This window comes from Pyrococcus horikoshii OT3 (assembly GCF_000011105.1).
Taxonomy (GTDB): domain Archaea; phylum Methanobacteriota_B; class Thermococci; order Thermococcales; family Thermococcaceae; genus Pyrococcus; species Pyrococcus horikoshii.
In genome coordinates this window covers 311,168-328,955 of sequence record NC_000961.1, presented here as the reverse complement: position 1 = coordinate 328,955, position 17,788 = coordinate 311,168, and the positions used below count along the sequence as shown (strand labels likewise).

General features: G+C 42.3%; 16 protein-coding genes. 10 read left to right on the top strand and 6 right to left on the bottom strand.

The window, feature by feature from the left end; translation table 11 throughout:
- Nucleotides 1–30: 30 nt before the first annotated feature.
- From galT to PH_RS01610, 4 genes are all read left to right on the top strand, one after another.
- Nucleotides 31–1,014, top strand: coding sequence for a galactose-1-phosphate uridylyltransferase (gene galT / locus PH_RS01625; RefSeq protein ID WP_010884452.1), 984 nt, complete (start codon nucleotides 31–33; stop codon nucleotides 1,012–1,014).
- A gap of 206 nt (nucleotides 1,015–1,220) precedes the next feature.
- The gene (locus PH_RS01620; protein ID WP_048053101.1) at nucleotides 1,221–5,075 is read left to right on the top strand and encodes an adenosylcobalamin-dependent ribonucleoside-diphosphate reductase; all 3,855 of its coding nucleotides are present in this window, start codon (nucleotides 1,221–1,223) and stop codon (nucleotides 5,073–5,075) included.
- A 248-nt stretch (nucleotides 5,076–5,323) separates the two neighbouring features.
- Nucleotides 5,324–7,204, top strand: coding sequence for an OPT family oligopeptide transporter (locus PH_RS01615; RefSeq protein ID WP_010884450.1), 1,881 nt, complete (start codon nucleotides 5,324–5,326; stop codon nucleotides 7,202–7,204).
- A 34-nt stretch (nucleotides 7,205–7,238) separates the two neighbouring features.
- On the top strand, nucleotides 7,239–7,556 hold the full coding sequence (locus tag PH_RS01610) for a PqqD family protein (protein WP_048053100.1): 318 nt from the start codon (nucleotides 7,239–7,241) through the stop codon (nucleotides 7,554–7,556).
- On the opposite strand, the gene glnA is transcribed toward PH_RS01610, so the two are convergent.
- From glnA to PH_RS01590, 4 genes are all read right to left on the bottom strand, one after another.
- A complete protein-coding gene (glnA, locus tag PH_RS01605) occupies nucleotides 7,549–8,880 on the bottom strand; it encodes a type I glutamate--ammonia ligase (protein ID WP_010884448.1) in 1,332 nt (443 codons plus the stop codon). The two genes, PH_RS01610 and glnA, sit on opposite strands and share 8 nt — an antisense overlap.
- Nucleotides 8,881–9,031: 151 nt before the next feature.
- Nucleotides 9,032–9,298 (bottom strand): hypothetical protein, encoded by a 267-nt coding sequence (locus tag PH_RS01600; protein ID WP_048053098.1) that lies wholly within the window; start codon nucleotides 9,296–9,298, stop codon nucleotides 9,032–9,034.
- A gap of 2 nt (nucleotides 9,299–9,300) precedes the next feature.
- The gene (locus PH_RS01595; protein ID WP_010884446.1) at nucleotides 9,301–9,711 is read right to left on the bottom strand and encodes a DUF61 family protein; all 411 of its coding nucleotides are present in this window, start codon (nucleotides 9,709–9,711) and stop codon (nucleotides 9,301–9,303) included.
- A 1-nt stretch (nucleotide 9,712) separates the two neighbouring features.
- Complete coding sequence (locus tag PH_RS01590; RefSeq protein ID WP_010884445.1) at nucleotides 9,713–11,275, bottom strand: hypothetical protein; 1,563 nt, start codon at nucleotides 11,273–11,275, stop codon at nucleotides 9,713–9,715.
- Nucleotides 11,276–11,378: 103 nt separating this feature from the next.
- On the opposite strand from PH_RS01590, the gene PH_RS01585 reads away from it, so the two are divergent.
- The 6 genes from PH_RS01585 to cas6 all read left to right on the top strand — a co-directional run bounded on the left by PH_RS01585 (nucleotide 11,379) and on the right by cas6 (nucleotide 16,399).
- Nucleotides 11,379–12,491 carry a geranylgeranyl reductase family protein gene (locus PH_RS01585; protein WP_010884444.1) on the top strand — a complete coding sequence of 371 codons (1,113 nt, stop codon included), beginning with the start codon at nucleotides 11,379–11,381 and terminating at the stop codon, nucleotides 12,489–12,491.
- 12 nt (nucleotides 12,492–12,503) lie between these two features.
- On the top strand, nucleotides 12,504–12,833 hold the full coding sequence (locus PH_RS01580; RefSeq protein ID WP_010884443.1) for an ASCH domain-containing protein: 330 nt from the start codon (nucleotides 12,504–12,506) through the stop codon (nucleotides 12,831–12,833).
- A gap of 10 nt (nucleotides 12,834–12,843) precedes the next feature.
- Nucleotides 12,844–14,001 carry an aconitase X catalytic domain-containing protein gene (locus tag PH_RS01575; RefSeq protein WP_048053097.1) on the top strand — a complete coding sequence of 386 codons (1,158 nt, stop codon included), beginning with the start codon at nucleotides 12,844–12,846 and terminating at the stop codon, nucleotides 13,999–14,001.
- On the top strand, nucleotides 14,001–14,405 hold the full coding sequence (locus PH_RS01570; protein ID WP_010884441.1) for a DUF126 domain-containing protein: 405 nt from the start codon (nucleotides 14,001–14,003) through the stop codon (nucleotides 14,403–14,405). The genes PH_RS01575 and PH_RS01570 overlap by 1 nt, the downstream gene beginning before the upstream one ends.
- Complete coding sequence (locus PH_RS01565) at nucleotides 14,386–15,609, top strand: site-2 protease family protein (RefSeq protein WP_048053096.1); 1,224 nt, start codon at nucleotides 14,386–14,388, stop codon at nucleotides 15,607–15,609. Before PH_RS01570 ends, PH_RS01565 begins: the two co-directional genes overlap by 20 nt.
- 70 nt (nucleotides 15,610–15,679) lie before the next feature.
- The gene (cas6, locus tag PH_RS01560) at nucleotides 15,680–16,399 is read left to right on the top strand and encodes a CRISPR-associated endoribonuclease Cas6 (protein ID WP_010884439.1); all 720 of its coding nucleotides are present in this window, start codon (nucleotides 15,680–15,682) and stop codon (nucleotides 16,397–16,399) included.
- Here the strand turns inward: cas6 and PH_RS01555 are convergent.
- Together PH_RS01555 and PH_RS01550 are read right to left on the bottom strand one after the other, a co-directional pair.
- On the bottom strand, nucleotides 16,383–17,204 hold the full coding sequence (locus PH_RS01555; RefSeq protein WP_010884438.1) for an MraY family glycosyltransferase: 822 nt from the start codon (nucleotides 17,202–17,204) through the stop codon (nucleotides 16,383–16,385). The genes cas6 and PH_RS01555 overlap by 17 nt on opposite strands.
- 56 nt (nucleotides 17,205–17,260) lie before the next feature.
- Nucleotides 17,261–17,785 carry an HD domain-containing protein gene (locus tag PH_RS01550; RefSeq protein ID WP_048053094.1) on the bottom strand — a complete coding sequence of 175 codons (525 nt, stop codon included), beginning with the start codon at nucleotides 17,783–17,785 and terminating at the stop codon, nucleotides 17,261–17,263.
- Nucleotides 17,786–17,788 lie beyond the last annotated feature (3 nt).

The window sequence follows — 17,788 nt, the reverse complement described above, 5'->3', positions numbered from 1 at the left end:
GAACTAAACAATTTTAAGGTTGGTGAGAGTATGAGAGAACTTCGATATAACCCTCTCACAGGGCAGTGGATCATGGTATCTGCAGTCAGGAAAAATAGACCATGGAGACCTAGAAATTTTTGTCCATTTTGTCCAGGAAGCGAAGAGACAGGATATGGATGGGAAGTCCTTTTACTTCCGAACAGATTCCCAATGCTATCATTCGACGCACCAAAACCTAAAAATGAGGATTTCTATAAAAAGGCCAGGGCTATGGGTCAATGTAGTGTTATTGTCGAGACTCCCAAGCATGAGCTCAGAGATTTGGATGAGCTTCCCAGGGAACAAATGGTAAAGATAGTGAGGATGTGGATAAAAATTACGGAAACGTTAAAGGAAAATCGCAACGTTGCATACCTTGCTATTTTTAGAAATAAGGGAGAGGAAATTGGGGTAAGCTTAAAGCATCCTCACGGCCAACTTTACGCCCTTCCATATATTCCTCTCAAGGTTAGACTTAAAATAGAGAACTCTAGAAGGTACTATAAGAGAACTGGGGAATGCATATTCTGCAGGATAATTAAAGAAGAGGAAAAGAACGGGGAGAGGACTATCTATGAAAATGATAACTTCATAGTTTTTATGCCATTCTTTGCAAGCTGGCCCTTTGAAGTTCATATATACCCTAAAAGGCACATTCAGTACCTAACCGACCTTAAGGTGAATGAAATTGAAGACCTAGCGGAAGTTATCCAAGTAACTACCGCAACGCTAAACGCCGTTCTAGATAGGCAAATGCCATATGCTATGATGATATTCCAAGCCCCTTTTAAGGGGAATTATCCCTTCTATCACCTCCACATAGAGTTCTACCCAATTCTAAGAGATAATGGGAAGGTTAAGTATACAGCGGGAATTGAACTCGGGACTTGGGAATTCACATACGATGGAATTCCAGAAGAAAACGCCAGAAAACTTAAAGAAGCATGCAAAAAAGTTTCACAGAGAATGAGTCTTAAGGGAAAATGTATTTAAGAACCTTCAACTTTCTCATTCTTACACACCATCCATCAACTGGATTTTAGTATCCCCTTAATAATATGACAAAGTTCTTATATCACTCCCGTCATATATCTCATTACCTAAAGGGTAAGAGATAATAACTAGTGAGCCAACATTTTTGGTGCTGATACTCTTACAATATATTGACATTTTTAAAGATGAAATGTCGGGGTGTTATTATGGTAGTTGAAAAAGTGATGAAACGCGATGGTAGGATTGTTCCCTTCGATGAGTCACGTATAAGATGGGCCGTACAAAGGGCAATGTGGGAAGTGGGCGTCAGGGATGAGAAGAAGCTCGACGAAGTAGTCAAGGCTATAGTGCAGAGGATAAACGAGCTATACGATGGAAAGATACCGCACATTGAGAACATTCAAGACATAGTAGAATTGGAACTTATGAGGGCTGGACTCTTTGAAGTTGCTAAAGCTTATATCCTCTATAGAAAGAAGAAAGCTGAAATCAGAGAAGAGAAGAAGAGAATACTGAACAAAAAAGAGCTCGACGAGATCGACAAGAGGTTCTCAATAAATGCATTAAGGGTACTCGCATCGAGATACCTTAAGAGGGATGAAAACGGTAATATCATAGAAAGCCCAAGGGAATTGTTTGAAAGAGTAGCAATACTAGCTGTCATCCCTGATCTGCTTTATGATGAGAGGGTTTTTGACAAAGATGGTAACTATTCTCAAGATCTAAAGCGGGTTGAATACTATCTAGAGCACTTTGAAGAATTCGACGGGAAGTACTCTATAGGGAAATACAAGCTTAACAAGTACCACTTCGAGAGAATGGTCAACCTCTACAAGGAACTTGCAGAAAAGGGAAAGATGAAAGTAAGTATTGACGAATTCCTGGGGATGCTTGAAAGGGGAGAATTCAACAAGTACGAGAAGGAAATTGATGAGTACTTCAGGTTAATGACGAACCAAATCTTCATGCCAAACACTCCAGCGTTGATCAACTCTGGAAGGCCCCTGGGAATGCTCTCAGCTTGCTTCGTCGTCCCAATAGAGGATGACATGGAGAGCATTATGAAAGCAGCCCATGATGTAGCCTTAATACAGAAAGCTGGCGGTGGTACTGGAATTAATTTCTCAAAACTTCGTCCTGAGGGAGATATAGTGGGAACAACAACCGGGGCAGCCTCAGGTCCCGTCTCGTTCATGCACCTCATAGATGCCGTTAGTGATGTAATAAAGCAAGGTGGTGTGAGAAGAGGAGCAAATATGGGAATACTGGAGATATGGCATCCAGACATTGAGAAGTTCATCCATGCAAAGGAGAAGAACATTGGAACTAACGTCTTGAGCAACTTCAACATCAGCGTTGGGATATGGGAGGACTTCTTGGAGGCCCTTAAGGAAGGAAAGAAGTATCCATTGATAAATCCAAGAACTGGGGAGGTTGTTAGGGAGGTTGATCCTAAGTCACTATTTGAGGAACTCGCCTATATGGCTTGGGCAAAGGCCGACCCAGGAGTTATCTTCTTTGACATAATAAACAGAAGAAACGTGCTAAAAGAAGCAAAAGGAGGTCCCATTAGGGCAACTAACCCATGTGTCGTTGGAGACACGAGAATCCTAACGCCTGAGGGCTATCTCAAGATTGAAGATCTCTTTAGAATGGCAAAGGAAAGAAACAATGGAGAAAAAGTTGTCGCAGTAGAAGGAATAGCTGAGGGAGGAGAAGAGTTCGCCTACCCAGTGGCAATCTTACTTCCAAATGAAGAAGAAAAAGAAGTTATCTATGAAACTGTACATGGAAAGCAACTTGCCATAGCAGATCCCATTGAAGTCAAAGCATACGTTTGGAAGGTTGGTAAGAAGAAAGTAGCAAGAATAAAGACAAAAGAGGGTTACGAAATAATTGCAACTCTTGATCACAAAATAATGACAAAAGATGGCTGGAAAGCAGTTGAAGATCTTAAAGAAGGAGATCTAATAGTTTTACCAAGATTTGAAGTGGAGGATAACTTTGGAAGCGAAAGCATAGGTGAGGATCTAGCTTTTGTCCTAGGGTGGCTTATTGGAGATGGATATATTAACACAGACGATAAGAGGGTTTGGTTCTACTTCAACGCTGAAAAAGAAGAGGAGATAGCTCAGAAAATCTCTGAAATACTCAAGAAACGCTTTAACTCCAAAGCAGAGCCTCACAGATATGGAAGTGAAATTAAACTAGGAGTAAGAGGGGAAGCATACAAATTCTTTGAGAAGATAGTCAAAACAAATGATAAGAGAGTTCCAGAAATTGTCTACCATTTAAAGCCAAACGAGATCAGAGCATTCTTGAGAGGTCTATTCACAGCTGATGGTTATGTTGACAATGATGGTGCAATAAGGCTAACTTCAAAGAGCAGAGAGCTTCTGAGAGACGTCCAAGATTTACTACTACTCTTTGGCATAATATCGAAGATCTACGAAAGACCATACAAAGGAACATTTGAATACACGACTAAAGAGGGCGAAAAGAAAGTCTATACAGCTCAAGGTTACTATGAACTCGTGATAGCAAACTATAGCAGAAAATTGTTTGCAGAAAAGATTGGTTTCGAAGGAGAAAAACAGAAGAAAATTAAGCTCAATAAAACAAAAATCGATGAACCCTATGCAAGAGTTGAGAGCGTGGAGATAATTGGAGAAGAAATTGTTTATGACTTAACAGTCCCAGGAATCCACAGTTATATCTCTAATGGATTTATAAGCCACAACTGTGGAGAAGAGCCTCTCTACGAATACGAATCCTGTAACTTAGCCTCAATTAACTTAGCTAAATTCGTTAAGTACGACGAGAATGGGAAGCCCTATTTCGATTGGGATGAATATGCATACGTGATTCAGAAGGTTACAAAGTACTTGGACAACGCTATAGACGTCAACAAGTTTCCGTTACCGGAGATAGACCACAACACCAAGCTAACCAGAAGGATAGGAGTGGGAATGATGGGGTTAGCAGATGCGCTGTTCAAGCTTGGAATCCCGTATAACAGCGAAGAAGGCTTCAAGTTCATGAGGAAGGTAACCGAGTACCTAACGTTCTACGCATATAAGTACTCGGTTGAAGCAGCTAAGAGGAGAGGAACGTTCCCGCTCTACGAGAAGACAGAATATCCAAAGGGTAAGCTTCCGGTTGAAGGATTCTACCACCCGGAGATATGGAACTTACCATGGGATAAGCTGGTCGAGGAAATAAAGAAGTATGGATTAAGGAATGCAATGGTAACCACGTGTCCACCAACCGGAAGTGTCTCGATGATAGCGGATACTTCAAGCGGAATAGAACCAATCTACGCTCTAGTTTACAAGAAGAGCGTTACCGTTGGGGAATTCTACTACGTAGATCCAGTGTTTGAGGCCGAGCTCAAGAAGAGGGGGCTCTACAGTGAAGAATTACTGAAGAAGATAAGTGACAACTACGGAAGCATTCAAGGATTAGAAGAGATTCCAGAGGATATGAAGAGGGTATTTGTAACCGCTCTAGACATTCACTGGCTTGATCACTTGTTAGCTCAAGCAAGCATTCAGATGTGGCTAACGGATTCAGCAAGCAAGACGATAAACATGATCAATGAAGCCACGGTAGAAGATGTAAAGGCCGCATACCTAATAGCCCACTTCCTGGGTTGCAAAGGTGTCACGGTTTACAGAGATGGTTCCCTAAGCGTCCAGGTTTATAGCGTTGAGGGAGAGAAAAAGAAGAGGAAGTACAAGCCAAAGCCAAGTGAATACGCTAAGAAGGTATTCCTAGAGATAGTTGAGAAGGAACCATGGATTAAGAATTTCATAAATGTGGATGAGATCTTAAACGGTAAGAGGGAAAGCAACTTAACCTTTTCGCTGAGCATTAAAAAGGAACATCAAGAAAAACCTCAGGAAAATAAAGGAATTCCCGAGGAGAAAATAAAAGAGCTACTGGGAGTGGTCTACTGTCCAGTATGTTACGAGAGGGAAGGTAAGCTCGTGGAGCTTAGGATGGAGAGTGGATGTGCAACGTGCCCAGTTTGCGGATGGAGCAAGTGCGTAATAAGCTGACTTTTGTTCTTTGCTTTCTTTCCTAAAAATTTTACAAAATTCCAGGAGTTCTATGATTCTTTAGGGAAGTTATGCCCAAAAAGTGTTGACAAACGTAAACGAACAAATGCATAAAATATATTTCTACTAATATTGAGTATTTTCTAAATGTGAACTTAAAGTTTTTCATTTAAATATAGAAATGTTTTTATTAAGAACTTACATAATAAATTCGAATTTGTCATTTCGACAAAATGGAGGGAACGTAAATGGAGTTTAAGCCATATGTTCCCCCCGAGAAATCCCTGCCGGAGTACACGGTTAAAGCATTCATATTGGGTGTACTTCTCTCGATAATAATGGGTGCAGCGAACGCATATTTAGGTATGTACGCAGGTATGACGGTTAGCGCAAGTATACCTGCAGCTGTAATCTCGATGGCAGTTCTCATGGCCCTAAGGGATAGGAATATCCTAGAAAATAATATGGTTCAAACCGCGGCCTCAGCGGGAGAAGCACTGGCCGCTGGGGTAATCTTCACGTTCCCCGCCTTAGTCGTGCTAAATTATTACACCGAATTTCCCTACTATATAGTCACCGTAATAGCGGCCCTGGGAGGATCCCTAGGTGCACTCTTTACCGTAGTCCTCAGGAGGGCGTTCATCGTTGAGGAAAAGCTACCTTACCCTGAAGGTACTGCATGTGCCGAGGTTTTAATAGCTGGAGACAAGGGAGGAACCCACGCAAAGCCCATATTTTACGGTGGGATCCTTGGCTCAATATACAAGTTCTTTGGAAGCATTGGATTATGGAGTGGAACACTAGAAGCTGCAAAACTCGTTGGTAGGAGAGTTTTATACTTTGGAAGTGACCTTTCAGCAGCTTTAATAAGCGTTGGATACATCGTTGGATTGAACATTGCATTCCTAGTATTCCTGGGAGGTGCCATAGCATGGTTCATTGCGATTCCAATATATGCAGCAAAGATGGGTAGTCCGGGGAATTTAAGTGCACTAGACCTCGCATGGACGATCTGGAGTACGAAGATAAGATACATGGGAGTTGGAGCGATGGTTGTAGGCGGACTATGGAGCCTAGTAAAGCTTAGAGGTCCAATAGCAAGGGGAATAAAGGCTGGATTAGAAGCGGCTAGAAGGAGGCAAGCTGGAGAAGCGGTATTAAGAACTGAAGAAGATCTACCACTCAACTACGTCCTAACCCTTATAGCAGCATTCGTAATACCTCTATTCCTCCTCTATGCCCACATCCTTCACAACATTGGTATGGCCATAGTGATGGCGGTTATAATGCTGATACTCGGCTTCTTCGGAAGCGCTATAGCTGGATACCTTGCCGGTATCGTCGGCTCCTCGAACAATCCGGTATCTGGAATAACGATCATGAGCTTACTCTTTACGGCCCTCATATTAAAGGGCCTCGGACTTTCAGGAACTGAGGGAATGGTTGCAACCATATTAGTCGCGGCCGTCATATGTACCGCTGCAGCTATAGCGGGAGATACCATGCAGGACTTAGCAACGGGATACCTAGTGGGTGCTACTCCAAAGAGGCAGCAGGTGTTCGAGGTTATGGGAACGTTCTTTGCAGCATTAGTTATGGCCCCAGTGCTTAACCTGCTCATAAAGGCTTACGGTATAGCAGGGACACCAACGGCAAAAGGTGAGAATGCCCTACCCGCTCCCCAAGCATTCTTAATGGCCAAGGTTACGGAGGGGGTATTCACCGGAACCCTGGAGTGGACGATGGTCTTCATTGGAGCAGGAATTGCTATAGCACTAATAATAATAGATGAGATCCTTGCAAGGAGGGGATCTAAATTCAGGACACCCGTGATGCCAGTGGCCGTTGGAATATACCTACCGCTAAGTCTCGGCGTTCCGATACTCCTTGGCGGAATAGCAAGGTATCTAGTTAGCAGGGGCAGAAAAGAGGGTGAAAGCTTTACTGATCCAGGAGTTCTCGGTGCTGCAGGATTGATAGCTGGAGAGGCCCTGACCGGAATAGTGTTCGCTGCACTAATAGTTGGCGGAATAGCTCCATCGGTTAAAACTACATTAGCTGGAAATATCCTCGGAGTGCTGTTCCTGCTAGCTCTACTCGGCTGGCTTACAAAGCTTGGAAGAAAGTGACTTTCCTTCTTTTAACTATTTTTAGGTGAAAGAAATGGATAATTACCTAAATCTAATTCCCATCAGAAACGAAAAGGTAGAATTAAGGAAGATCGAGGGAAAGTACTACCTTATGATCCCGATGGAATCAAAGCTAGATTTTCTTGCAAGAAGGCTGCACGGGAATTACAGGAGGCTTGAACTAGATGAAATAGGAGCATACGTCTGGGAACTATGCGATGGAACCAGAAATGTTGAAGAGATAGGGAAGCTTTTAAAAGCTAGATTTGGCGAAAAGGTTGAACCCCTCTATGAGAGGTTGTTAACTTTTCTAATCCAGCTTCAAAGGAGGAACTTGATAAGGTTCAGATGAAAAAGTACCTCTCAAGCTCCCACTCTGTAACATTTTTCGTATCCTTTGGCAAATTCTTGGCCTCAAGGTAATCTAAATATTCTTCCCACTCCTTTCTCTTGTACCCTACGAAGTTTCTGTAGGCCCCTCCAAGGGCTTCCTTGACTACCTTATCCCTCTCAAGTTCATCAAGAGCTTCACCCAAATTTTCTGGGAGCATATCTATACCGATCTCCTCCCTCCTCTTCTCATCCATTTCGTAAACGTTCTCCTCAACGTAAGCAAAGGGCTCGATCTTATGCTTTATTCCATCCAATCCGGCCATTAAGATCGCGGCAAAGGCTAAGTATGAGTTTGCACTAGGATCTGGACAGCGATACTCTATCCTGGCCCCATTCCCCCAGAACGCTGGAACTCTTATCAGGGCGCTCCTGTTCTTATAGCCCCAGCTTATGTACACTGGAGCTTCATAACCTGGAACGAGCCTCTTGTAGCTGTTAACAGTCGGATTTGTTACTGCGGCTAAAGCTTTTGCATGCTTTAGTAGGCCTCCTATGAAGTAAAGTGCTGTTTCACTAAGGCCCTCTTCACCCTTGAAAATGTTCTCCCCATCCTTCCATAGGCTTATGTGAAGGTGCATTCCATTTCCTGGCATTCCATAGATCGGTTTGGGCATGAAGGTTGCATATAAGCCATGCATTTCGGCAACGGCCTTGACTATGTACTTGAAGCTCACTATGTTGTCGGCCGTTTTTAGGGCTTCGTCATGGCGGAAGTCTATCTCATGCTGAGCTTTCCCAACTTCGTGATGGAGAACCTCTGGGGTAAGGCCAAAGTACGGCATATATTCGGCTATCTCCCTCTTTATATCCTTGGCTTTATCCAAGGTCAGTATATCGAAGTATCCTCCGACATCGGGTATTTCAAGTTCCCAGCTTCCATTTTTCTTGAAGAGGTAAAACTCCGGCTCAGGCCCTATGTAAACCTTAATCCCGAGTTTTTCAAGCCTTTCTAAAGTCCTCCTAAGAACTCCCCTCGGGTCGGCCTCATATGGTTTCCCATCCTTGTATATGTAACCGTAAACCCTCGCAACATTATCCCAGGGAACTTCAACGTAAGTGCTTGGGTCTGCCTTGAATACAAGGTCACTATCCTCTATTCCCTGAAATCCTGGGACTGAAGAGCCATCGAAAGCTATTCCCTCCTCTATAGCTTCTTCAAGCCTAGTAATGGGAACCTCCATTCCCTTGGGCATTCCATTTATATCCACGAAGATCAGCTGGACGAATTTTATCCTTTTTCCTTGCCCCTCATTACCTTTAATTATGTTCACTTTTCTCACCACCTAGTGAATAGTTATCTAATGATCATCCGCTTTTAGTGAACAATATACCAAATATAAGTCTTTACTCATGAACATTGAACATTAGACGAAGAAATCTTCTACCCACTAATATACTGTCAAAAATCAGTTAAAATTTGGGGGTTATTGTGCTTTAAATTGACAAAATTATGATAAAAGCCCCAGCAAGTAAGAGGGTTAGGAAGGCAAGTAAACTTAGTTTATATAGCCTTGACTCTCGGAAGTGCTCCCTGACTATTAGAGAAATTATCATTAACAGGGTTCCATAAAGGAAGGCGAATATACCAGTAGCTAACTTTACATCTATACCCATTAGTATGAGTATCCCAAAGATCGCACCTGAAAATAGCGTTACATGAGGTATCGTGAAGAGGTAGTAACGTAATAGGGTCTTATCCATATTCACCACTCCACGATGAATGCATGAACGGTGGTCGTTGGAAGTTTCCTCCTGATCTCCGCAAGATAATACCTAGGAAGCTTTAGAACATTTTCTTCAAGGTATCCCTCTTCAAGACCTAAAACCTTCTTGATAACCTTTACCTCAACCCTTCCCCTGATCATGATCTTATCCCTCTCCAATGTGCTTATCTCTATTACAATTGGAAGCTTTAGTTTGGATATCTCATCCTCATCAAGCAGATTTGCGAGTAACTTTAGTTCTTCCCTTTTGAAATAATGCTCACTACCATCTCGTAGTGTTACCTTTGCCTCTTTCATTTCCAAGAGCTCTTTAAGTGATCTCCTAGCCCTGGGAAGATGGGAATTTATCCTAGCTATTTCAAACTCAATTATCTTCTCAATCTTTTCCATCTCACTTTACCCTCCCCAGTGGAGATCTTCTCTTCGGCTTTTTCCTCCTTTTCCTTCTTCTCTTCGGTGACTTCAGATACCAAAGAATCCCGGCAGAGATTACGATTAGTATTGTTACGACTAAAAAGATCAATAGTAAGCTTCTCCTTTCTTTATGTTTTTCTACCAAGGTTTGGGTTTTGGAGTGGGTAATCTTAGGGGAACTGGTTGTAGTTCTTTCCTTAGATGTCGTCGTCTTAAAAGTTCCCATCTTTTGCCTCTCGATTTCACCTGTTCCTCCTGTCCTTATTTCCTTACCAAACACGTTAAGGGAGATATTATACTTAAACTTACCTACCCCCTCAAGCTTTATCGTTATTACCTCGCTACCGGGTGGAATTTCAATATCTACGCTCTTTTTGACTATCCTTCCATCCTCCCACTCTATTCTGTACTCGAGCTTTCCCTTGATTGAAAAACCGTTAGGATTATCCAATAAAACTTGGAGCATTGAATCCTTAACCGTTGAGTTTATCCTGGGGTAGCCAACGACTAAGTACCATCCGCTCCCCTCTCCTATAGTCCTGTTCCCAAACTCCAAGGTGGCAATAAGGGTATTTTTCCCAGGATAGTCAGTTGGAAGTTTTACTTTTACTATACTCGAACCTTTATTTATGAAAACCTCGCTTCTATTCAAATAAACGAACCCATTAACATCATTGTATACCCTAACTGTCAAGTTTAGAGGTATATTCCTGTCGGAGCTAATAGTTAAATAGACGTAATTTTTCTCACCCTCCAAAACGTTGGTCCTTTCAATTGAGACGCCCTTAAAGGAGACTCCAAACTCGACCAAATATTCCTTGGAAAATTCATAAGATCCCCTATCATACCTTATTATATAGTTAAGCTCATACTTACCATCAGGTAATGTCAAGGGAATCGGAATTTCAAATCTAACTATATTATCCCCAGGAAGAAGGGTAATAGTCCTATTAGACTTAACAACAATGTTACCAAAACTATCCTCCAAGTAGGCTTCTGAAGTTACATTTAAAGGTGAACTTGCAACGTTTGTAACATGAGAATAAACAACCAACGTACTTCCCGTCAATGCCACATTCGAGAATGGGTTCTCCTTAACAAATGAGGTAGCCTCATGGAAGATCAACGGCTTATCACTAACCTTTAGCGGAACGTAAGCTCTGAGAAGGTACAACTTGTTCTGGGTAAAACCCCACATGAAGAGGTAAAGCGTGTAGTCACCAGGTTTAACATCCGAAGAAGCCTTCGCAAAATACCTTATCGTCTTCGACTCTTTAGCTTTCCAATTTTTTATTATTAAATCGACAAGGTTTATCGATATTCCCTGAACCTGGTTCCCATCTCTATCAAGAACCTTTACCTCCCTAACCGAGACATAGGTAAAATCTACCGATAGGGGGTTAACTAGTTCAAATTCTCCACTTGTAGTTGAGTTCGTAAGACACAGCACCTCCCCGTTTACGAGGAAGTTTGTAACCTGAGCTTTTACGAGGGGTAAAATTAATAGCAGTAGAACAATTGTTATCAGGATTTTTCTCATTACATCCCCACCTCTTATCCTAGTTTCCTTTTCTAACTAAATAAATTTTGCAAGAGAGAAGTTTATTAACGTGTTCAGTACACTAACCAAGTAGGGAGACTATATGAGATATGATGTGCTCATTATTGGAGGAGGACCCGTAGGAAATTATCTTGCGAGCTTACTTGCTGGAAAAGTTAACGTTGGTGTCATTGAGAAGAAAGGAGCATTTGGGGGAAAAGCCTGCACAGGGATCGTAGGAGCTGAAAACTATGAAAGCCTAGGTCTTCCTGAAAAGGCCATATTGAACGCCTTCAATGGGGCCTTCTTCATTTCCAGGGAGAAGGTTTTTGAGATTCATAGATCTCTTCCCCAAGCATACCTCATAGATAGGAAAGTGCTTGAAAGGGAACTTGCTAAAAGGGCCATGAGGAAAGGGGCAGAATACTATCTCTCAACTAATTTCCTGGGATTCAAGAATGGAAAAGCGATCCTTCAGCATTTAGATTCTAGGCTCGAAATAGAGGCAAAATACTACGTGGGAGCGGATGGAGTAAACAGTAGCGTTGCCAAGGAAATACAGGCAAGAACTGAAGGGGAAGTCCTAAAAGGATGGGAAATTGAAGTTCTCGGAAATTTCAAGAGGGATCACGTTGAAGTTTGGGTAAACAAAAATATTAATCCAGAGTTCTTCTTTTGGGTAGCCCCTATAAACGAGGAAGAAGCAAGGGTTGGCACTTTTGGGGAAATAGATTCCCTCGCAAAATTTTTGAAAATTAGGAGATTAAATCCATTTAAAACCGTTGAAATAAAATCTGGGGCCGTGATCCTTGGCTGGAGGAAACCCTGGGTAAAGGGTAACGTAGCTCTAGTTGGCGATGCAGCACTTCAGATAAAGCCAACGACCGCTGGGGGAATAGTTTTTGGCGCTTACTGTGCAAAAAGCCTTGCCAAAGCTATACTAAACGATAACTTGGAGATATATGAAAGGGAATGCTCCTGGGTTAGAGAGCAAGTTAGCTTTGGATTAAAAATAAGGAAGGTTTTCAAGAACTTGACGCAGGAAAAAATAGAGGAAATATTCGAAGTTCTTAGCTCCGAAGAAGTTAGAAAGATAATCGTTGAGAGGGCCGATTTCGACGACCACGTCAAGACGGTCAAAGCACTACTAAAGAATCCAAGGGTGTTAGCCAAGTTAATTAGAATATCACCCATAATCTTGAGGGCCCTTCTCTAGGGAGGGATAAAAATGAAGTGGGAAATGGGACTTCAAGAGGAGTACATTGAGCTAATAAAAGCTGGAAAAAAGAAGATCGAAGGTAGACTGTACGATGAGAAGAGGAGGCAAATCAAGCCAGGAGATATAATAATATTTGAGGGAGGTAAACTAAAGGTCAAAGTAAAGGGTATCCGAGTTTACAGCTCCTTTAAAGAGATGCTAGAAAAAGAGGGGATAGAAAACGTCTTACCTGGAGTAAAAAGCATAGAAGAGGGAGTAAAGGTATATAGACAGTTCTACGATGAGGAGAGGGAGAAAAAATATGGGGTTGTTGCAATTGAGATAGAGCCAATTGAATGAGGTGATAACATTGTATCTTACAAAAGAGGAGGAACTCGCATTATCCGGGGAATATGGGCCGGCTCTTCAAAAGGCCATGGAGATATTGGTAGCCTTAGGGGATCTTTACGGAGCTGATAGGCTTATACCCATAAAAAGTGCTCAAATAGCCGGTGTAAGCTATAAAAATCTAGGAGAGGCTGGACTCGAATTTTTAAGGGATCTCGTTGAGATGGGGGCGAAGGTTTCAGTCTATACAACCCTCAATCCTCCAGGAATAGGAAATGAGGATTTCATGGAAAAGCAGGAAGAGATAATAAGCCTTTACAGGGAAATGGGAATCGAAGTCACATCAACCTGTACACCTTATTATGGGGCCAATCTTCCTAAGTTTGGGGATCACCTAGCATGGAGCGAAAGCTCGGCCGTTAGCTTCGCTAATTCTGTTCTCGGAGCAAGAACCAATAGGGAGGGTGGACCTTCAAGCCTTGCAGCTGCGATAGTTGGAAAAACGCCAAATTATGGACTTCATCTAGACGAAAATAGAAAGGCCACACATTTTGTAAAGGTAACGTTTGAACCTAAAAATGAAGTTGAATACTCTTTATTGGGATATAGAGTTGGAGAAATAGTTGAAAATGGAATTCCTTACTTTTCTAACCTCACACCTAGTTTAGATGAACTTAAGGCCTTAGGGGCCAGCATGGCCGCTAGCGGAGGAGTTGCCCTATATCATGTGGAGAAGCACACACCTGAATGGAGAGGAGCAATTAATGACAAGGTAGAGAAGATAACCATTGATTCTAAGGAGGTTGAGGATGTTAAGGAGAGGTTCAATGCTGACTGGGGAGAGGTTGATTTCATTCTCCTGGGTTGCCCCCATGCTTCCCTTAAGGAGGTAAAGAACATTGCAGAACTTTTGAAGATGAGGGGAAAACCATTAAGAATACCGCTTTATATAACGATCAGTAGGAGCGTTAAAGCCCTAGCCGACTTTTTAGGCTACACCGAGGTAATTGAGAGGTACAATGGAAAGTTATTACAGGATGTATGCCTGGTAGTCTCTCCAGTAAAGGAGTGGTACTCTGGAGTTGCAACCAACAGCGGGAAGGCCGCCTTCTATTTTAAATCCTTTGGACTTAATGTAAAATTGGAGAGCGTTGAAAAAATTATCATGGAGGCCCCCTGATGAAGCTCAAGGGAAAAGGAATAGGAAAGGTTGTGGTTGAGGGAGAGGTGATAGTATCCAGGAAACCCTTGTCATTTTTAGGGGGAGTTGATCCCGAAACAGGAACTATAACGGATCCGGAAAGCGACATAAAGGGAGAGAGCATAACTGGTAAGATCTTGGTATTTCCAAAGGGAAAGGGGTCAACTGTTGGTTCCTACATCCTCTACGCCCTCTCTAAAAATGGTAAGGGACCTAAGGCTATAATAGTGGAGGAAGCGGAACCTATAGTTACTGCAGGAGCTATAATCTCTGGAATTCCCTTGATAACAAACGTTGACATATCAAAGCTAAAGACGGGAATGAGGGTAAGGATCAACCCCCAGGAGGGGGAGGTGGAAATCCTTGCCGAAGGGAATCTATGAATGTATATCATGTGGACATAGAGAGGTTATCGACTCGACTAAGCCCCTCCTCCCCAACGCCTGCCCCGTATGCGGAGGGGATATGATACTAGTAGGTTATGAGATAGACGTTGAGGAAGAGGAACATGGAGTGGAAGAAGCCCTTAGGAAGTTCTACGAGCTAGGATCGCTTTTGGAGAGGAGAGGAGAAGTCTATGTATATGAAGTTTTAGGGATCATAGAGAAGGATTTTGAGAAAGTTCTTAAGGAAATGGAAAAGCTTGGCTATTGGGTTGCACTAAAGAGATCCAAGGATAAAACCCTACTATATGTTTTTCCAGCTAAAAATGTGGAAAGTAGGGAGAATCCGCTGATAGGAATAATATTATTCGTGCTAACCCTTTTTAGCACTTTCTTTGCAGGATATATCCTTTCATCCCTCTACGTCGCAACTTTAAACGAGCTGAACCTTCCAGGGATAAAGAACGTATATCTAAATGCATTAGCGTTCTCCCTTGGAATAATCTCAATACTTGGAACCCACGAGATGGGACATAAGATAGCTGCAACTTTACATAATGTTAAATCAACGTTTCCGTACTTCATTCCATTTCCCTCCTTCATAGGAACGCTTGGGGCCGTAATAAGGGTGAAATCTCCAATTCCAACTAGGAATGCGGCCGTTGATTTAGGGGCTAGCGGGCCAATTGCGGGACTTTTGGTGGCAATTCCTGTAACTATAATTGGACTTAAGCTTTCGGTCATCGTCCCGGTAGATTATCTAAAGCAGGGAGAAACGATATACTTTGGAACAAGCATACTCTTCTACGCCTTAACAAAATTTGTCCTGGGAAATCTTCCCCAGGGCTCTGGGATAATTTTGCATCCACTAGCAGTTGCTGGATGGGTCGGAATATTGGTAACTTTCCTAAATCTTATACCAGCAGCCCAATTAGATGGTGGACATATAGCAAGAGCTTTAATGCCAGAAAGAGCCCACAGGATACTAACGTATGCACTTGGGTTCATAACGCTCGGGTTATCCTACTTCTGGCCAGGGTGGCTTCTTTGGGGAATTCTAATCCTCTTGATGGGAAGAATAGGAAATCCTGGGGCCTTAGATGAGGTTACCCCATTAACTCCTGGTAGAAAAGCACTTGCAATATTAATTTGGATAATTTTTGCAATCTCAGCAGTTCCAGTTCCATTCTCTCAGAGGCTTTGAGAGAATTATTTTTATTTTCTTTTTGCATAATATTTAGTTAGCCTGGTATAAATAAGGAGGGGATATAGTTATGAGAATCGAAGTTAAGCTACTACCACTTAAGGACAACCCAATTCTACCATTCAATTACAACTACGAGGTATACTCCCAAATTCTAGAGAAGGTCAACTCGATCGAACCTACAATAGCTAAGCTATTATCCTCTCCCCATGGTTTCTGGACGTTCTCTAGAATTATCGTGAGGAAAAGGAAGATATTGCCGGATAAGGGTATTGAAATTCTCTCAGATGATGTTTCCCTCTATATTTCATCCTCAAACGAGGACATAATAAGGGCAATAGCGGAAGCCGTTGAGAAGAGCCCAGAATTTAAAATAGGCGAGCTTTCGTTTTTAGTCGGTGATATAAAAGCTATAAAGGTTAAAGAACTTGGAAAAGAAAACGTGTTCTCAACTTTGAGTCCAATCGTAGTTAGAACCGTAAAGTTCGAGGGTAATAAGTTAAGGCATTGGGATCTTTATCCTCACGATGAATTATTCATGGATAGGCTCAGGAAGGTGATGATCCTAAGGTACAGTGAAGTCATGGGAGAAACCCCAAAGGATAGGGATTTCACGATAGAAGTCCTTAAGTTTAAGCCCACGAGGCTCATGGTTGGAAGCTCGTATATAAGGGGATCCCTCATGGTATTTAGATATGCCGGTTCTGAAGAGATAGCGAGATTTGGTTATGAAAACGGATTCGGAGAGAAAACAGGACTAGGATTTGGAATGGTTAAGCTAATAGAATAGCCAAGATACCAAGGCAAGCTTCTAGGAATAAAACGGTTAACACTAGCTCCCACTCCTTCATTGGTTTAACCCTCATCAGCATCCCCAGGAAAGATGGATAGGGAGGGGGAACAAGGGTCCCGTCTTCTAGAACTCTAGTTCTCCCCAGGGATTTTCCTTTGAACCTAACCCTAGCTTTAAGGAGGAAGTCGATCGTATGGGGGATTAACATGATAGCAACCGGAAATTCGAGTTCTCCTAGTATGGCTAAAATTCCTATTAAAGCCCCTAGGGATAAAGTTCCCGTGTCCCCTGGGAATATCCTCGCTGGATATCTATTCCAATATAAGAAGCCCAAAGAAGCGAAAAATGCTACTAATGCTAATTTTCTGACATCCCCTTCACTAAGTAGGGCTATTACAAGGAATATTATCGATGAAGTTCCAACCTCAAGCCCATTAAATCCGGCAAGCATGTTCACGAGGTTAGCCGAAACCACGATGTACAGCCAGAATACGAGCAATGCTATAATACCAAGCTTAATTTTGAGGGCTAAGATAGTTATGTAATTCCTCTTAATGTAAAACAACAACGGGGAAGTGGAAAAGAAAGTTAGTATAACTTTATGACTCTGTCTGAGGTTCACGAGATCGTCCAAAATTCCAACGAGACCTACGAGCAGGAAGATAGAAACAACCCAATCAGCTCTAACGAGGGCTAGAGCAACTAAAGAGATAGACAGAAGTAGGGCCAATCCCCCCATCTCGGGAACTTCACGTTTGTCTAACTTATGAACGTCTATCCCAACTATTCCAGCTTTCTTCATTAACTTGCCAAAATAGGGAGTTAATATAAAAGCAAGAACAAAAGTCAGAGCTTCAATCAAGCTTTTAACCTCCCAACTGAGTTCAAAATATCCTCCAGATATTTGGACAGCTCCAGTCTCTTGATCTCCTCTATGGCTTCCCAAAATTCATCCAAATTTTTATTCCCAGAGAGTTCATATTGATAAGCCTGAAGGATCATGTCAAGTTTATCTGCTATTCTCACAAGCTGAGCTTCGGGAGACGAGCATTCTTGGTATTCTCTGTATAACTCGTAAAATTCTGGAAACACTTTTTTAAAGACTAGTGCTTCAGCTTTATCTTTGTCCACAAATTCCTGGGCAGAGAGGGGTATATCCGTTATTATTGCCTCAGCTAAGTCGTGAACTATTGCCATCTTTAGGGCCTTCTCGACATCTATCCTCTTTCCCCTCTTTTCCAAAACATCGGCAAGAACAAGGGTTATAAAAGCAACACCAAAGGAGTGATCAGCAATACTTTCAGGCTCCTGGACACCCTTGATGAGCCAACCCATTCTGGGCAATCTTTTGAGGGTTTGAACGAGCAATATCTTTTCGATCATGAC

Coding starts and splice junctions, on each gene's coding strand:
- PH_RS01620 (WP_048053101.1), top strand. CDS start 1,221: ATGGTAGTTGAAAAAGTGATGAAACGCGATGGTAGGATTGTTCCCTTC.
- PH_RS01585 (WP_010884444.1), top strand. CDS start 11,379: ATGAGATATGATGTGCTCATTATTGGAGGAGGACCCGTAGGAAATTAT.
- cas6 (WP_010884439.1), top strand. CDS start 15,680: ATGAGAATCGAAGTTAAGCTACTACCACTTAAGGACAACCCAATTCTA.
- PH_RS01615 (WP_010884450.1), top strand. CDS start 5,324: ATGGAGTTTAAGCCATATGTTCCCCCCGAGAAATCCCTGCCGGAGTAC.
- PH_RS01550 (WP_048053094.1), bottom strand. CDS start 17,785: ATGATCGAAAAGATATTGCTCGTTCAAACCCTCAAAAGATTGCCCAGA.
- PH_RS01580 (WP_010884443.1), top strand. CDS start 12,504: ATGAAGTGGGAAATGGGACTTCAAGAGGAGTACATTGAGCTAATAAAA.
- galT (WP_010884452.1), top strand. CDS start 31: ATGAGAGAACTTCGATATAACCCTCTCACAGGGCAGTGGATCATGGTA.
- PH_RS01595 (WP_010884446.1), bottom strand. CDS start 9,711: ATGGAAAAGATTGAGAAGATAATTGAGTTTGAAATAGCTAGGATAAAT.
- PH_RS01590 (WP_010884445.1), bottom strand. CDS start 11,275: ATGAGAAAAATCCTGATAACAATTGTTCTACTGCTATTAATTTTACCC.
- PH_RS01600 (WP_048053098.1), bottom strand. CDS start 9,298: ATGGATAAGACCCTATTACGTTACTACCTCTTCACGATACCTCATGTA.
- PH_RS01555 (WP_010884438.1), bottom strand. CDS start 17,204: ATGAAGAAAGCTGGAATAGTTGGGATAGACGTTCATAAGTTAGACAAA.
- PH_RS01570 (WP_010884441.1), top strand. CDS start 14,001: ATGAAGCTCAAGGGAAAAGGAATAGGAAAGGTTGTGGTTGAGGGAGAG.
- PH_RS01610 (WP_048053100.1), top strand. CDS start 7,239: ATGGATAATTACCTAAATCTAATTCCCATCAGAAACGAAAAGGTAGAA.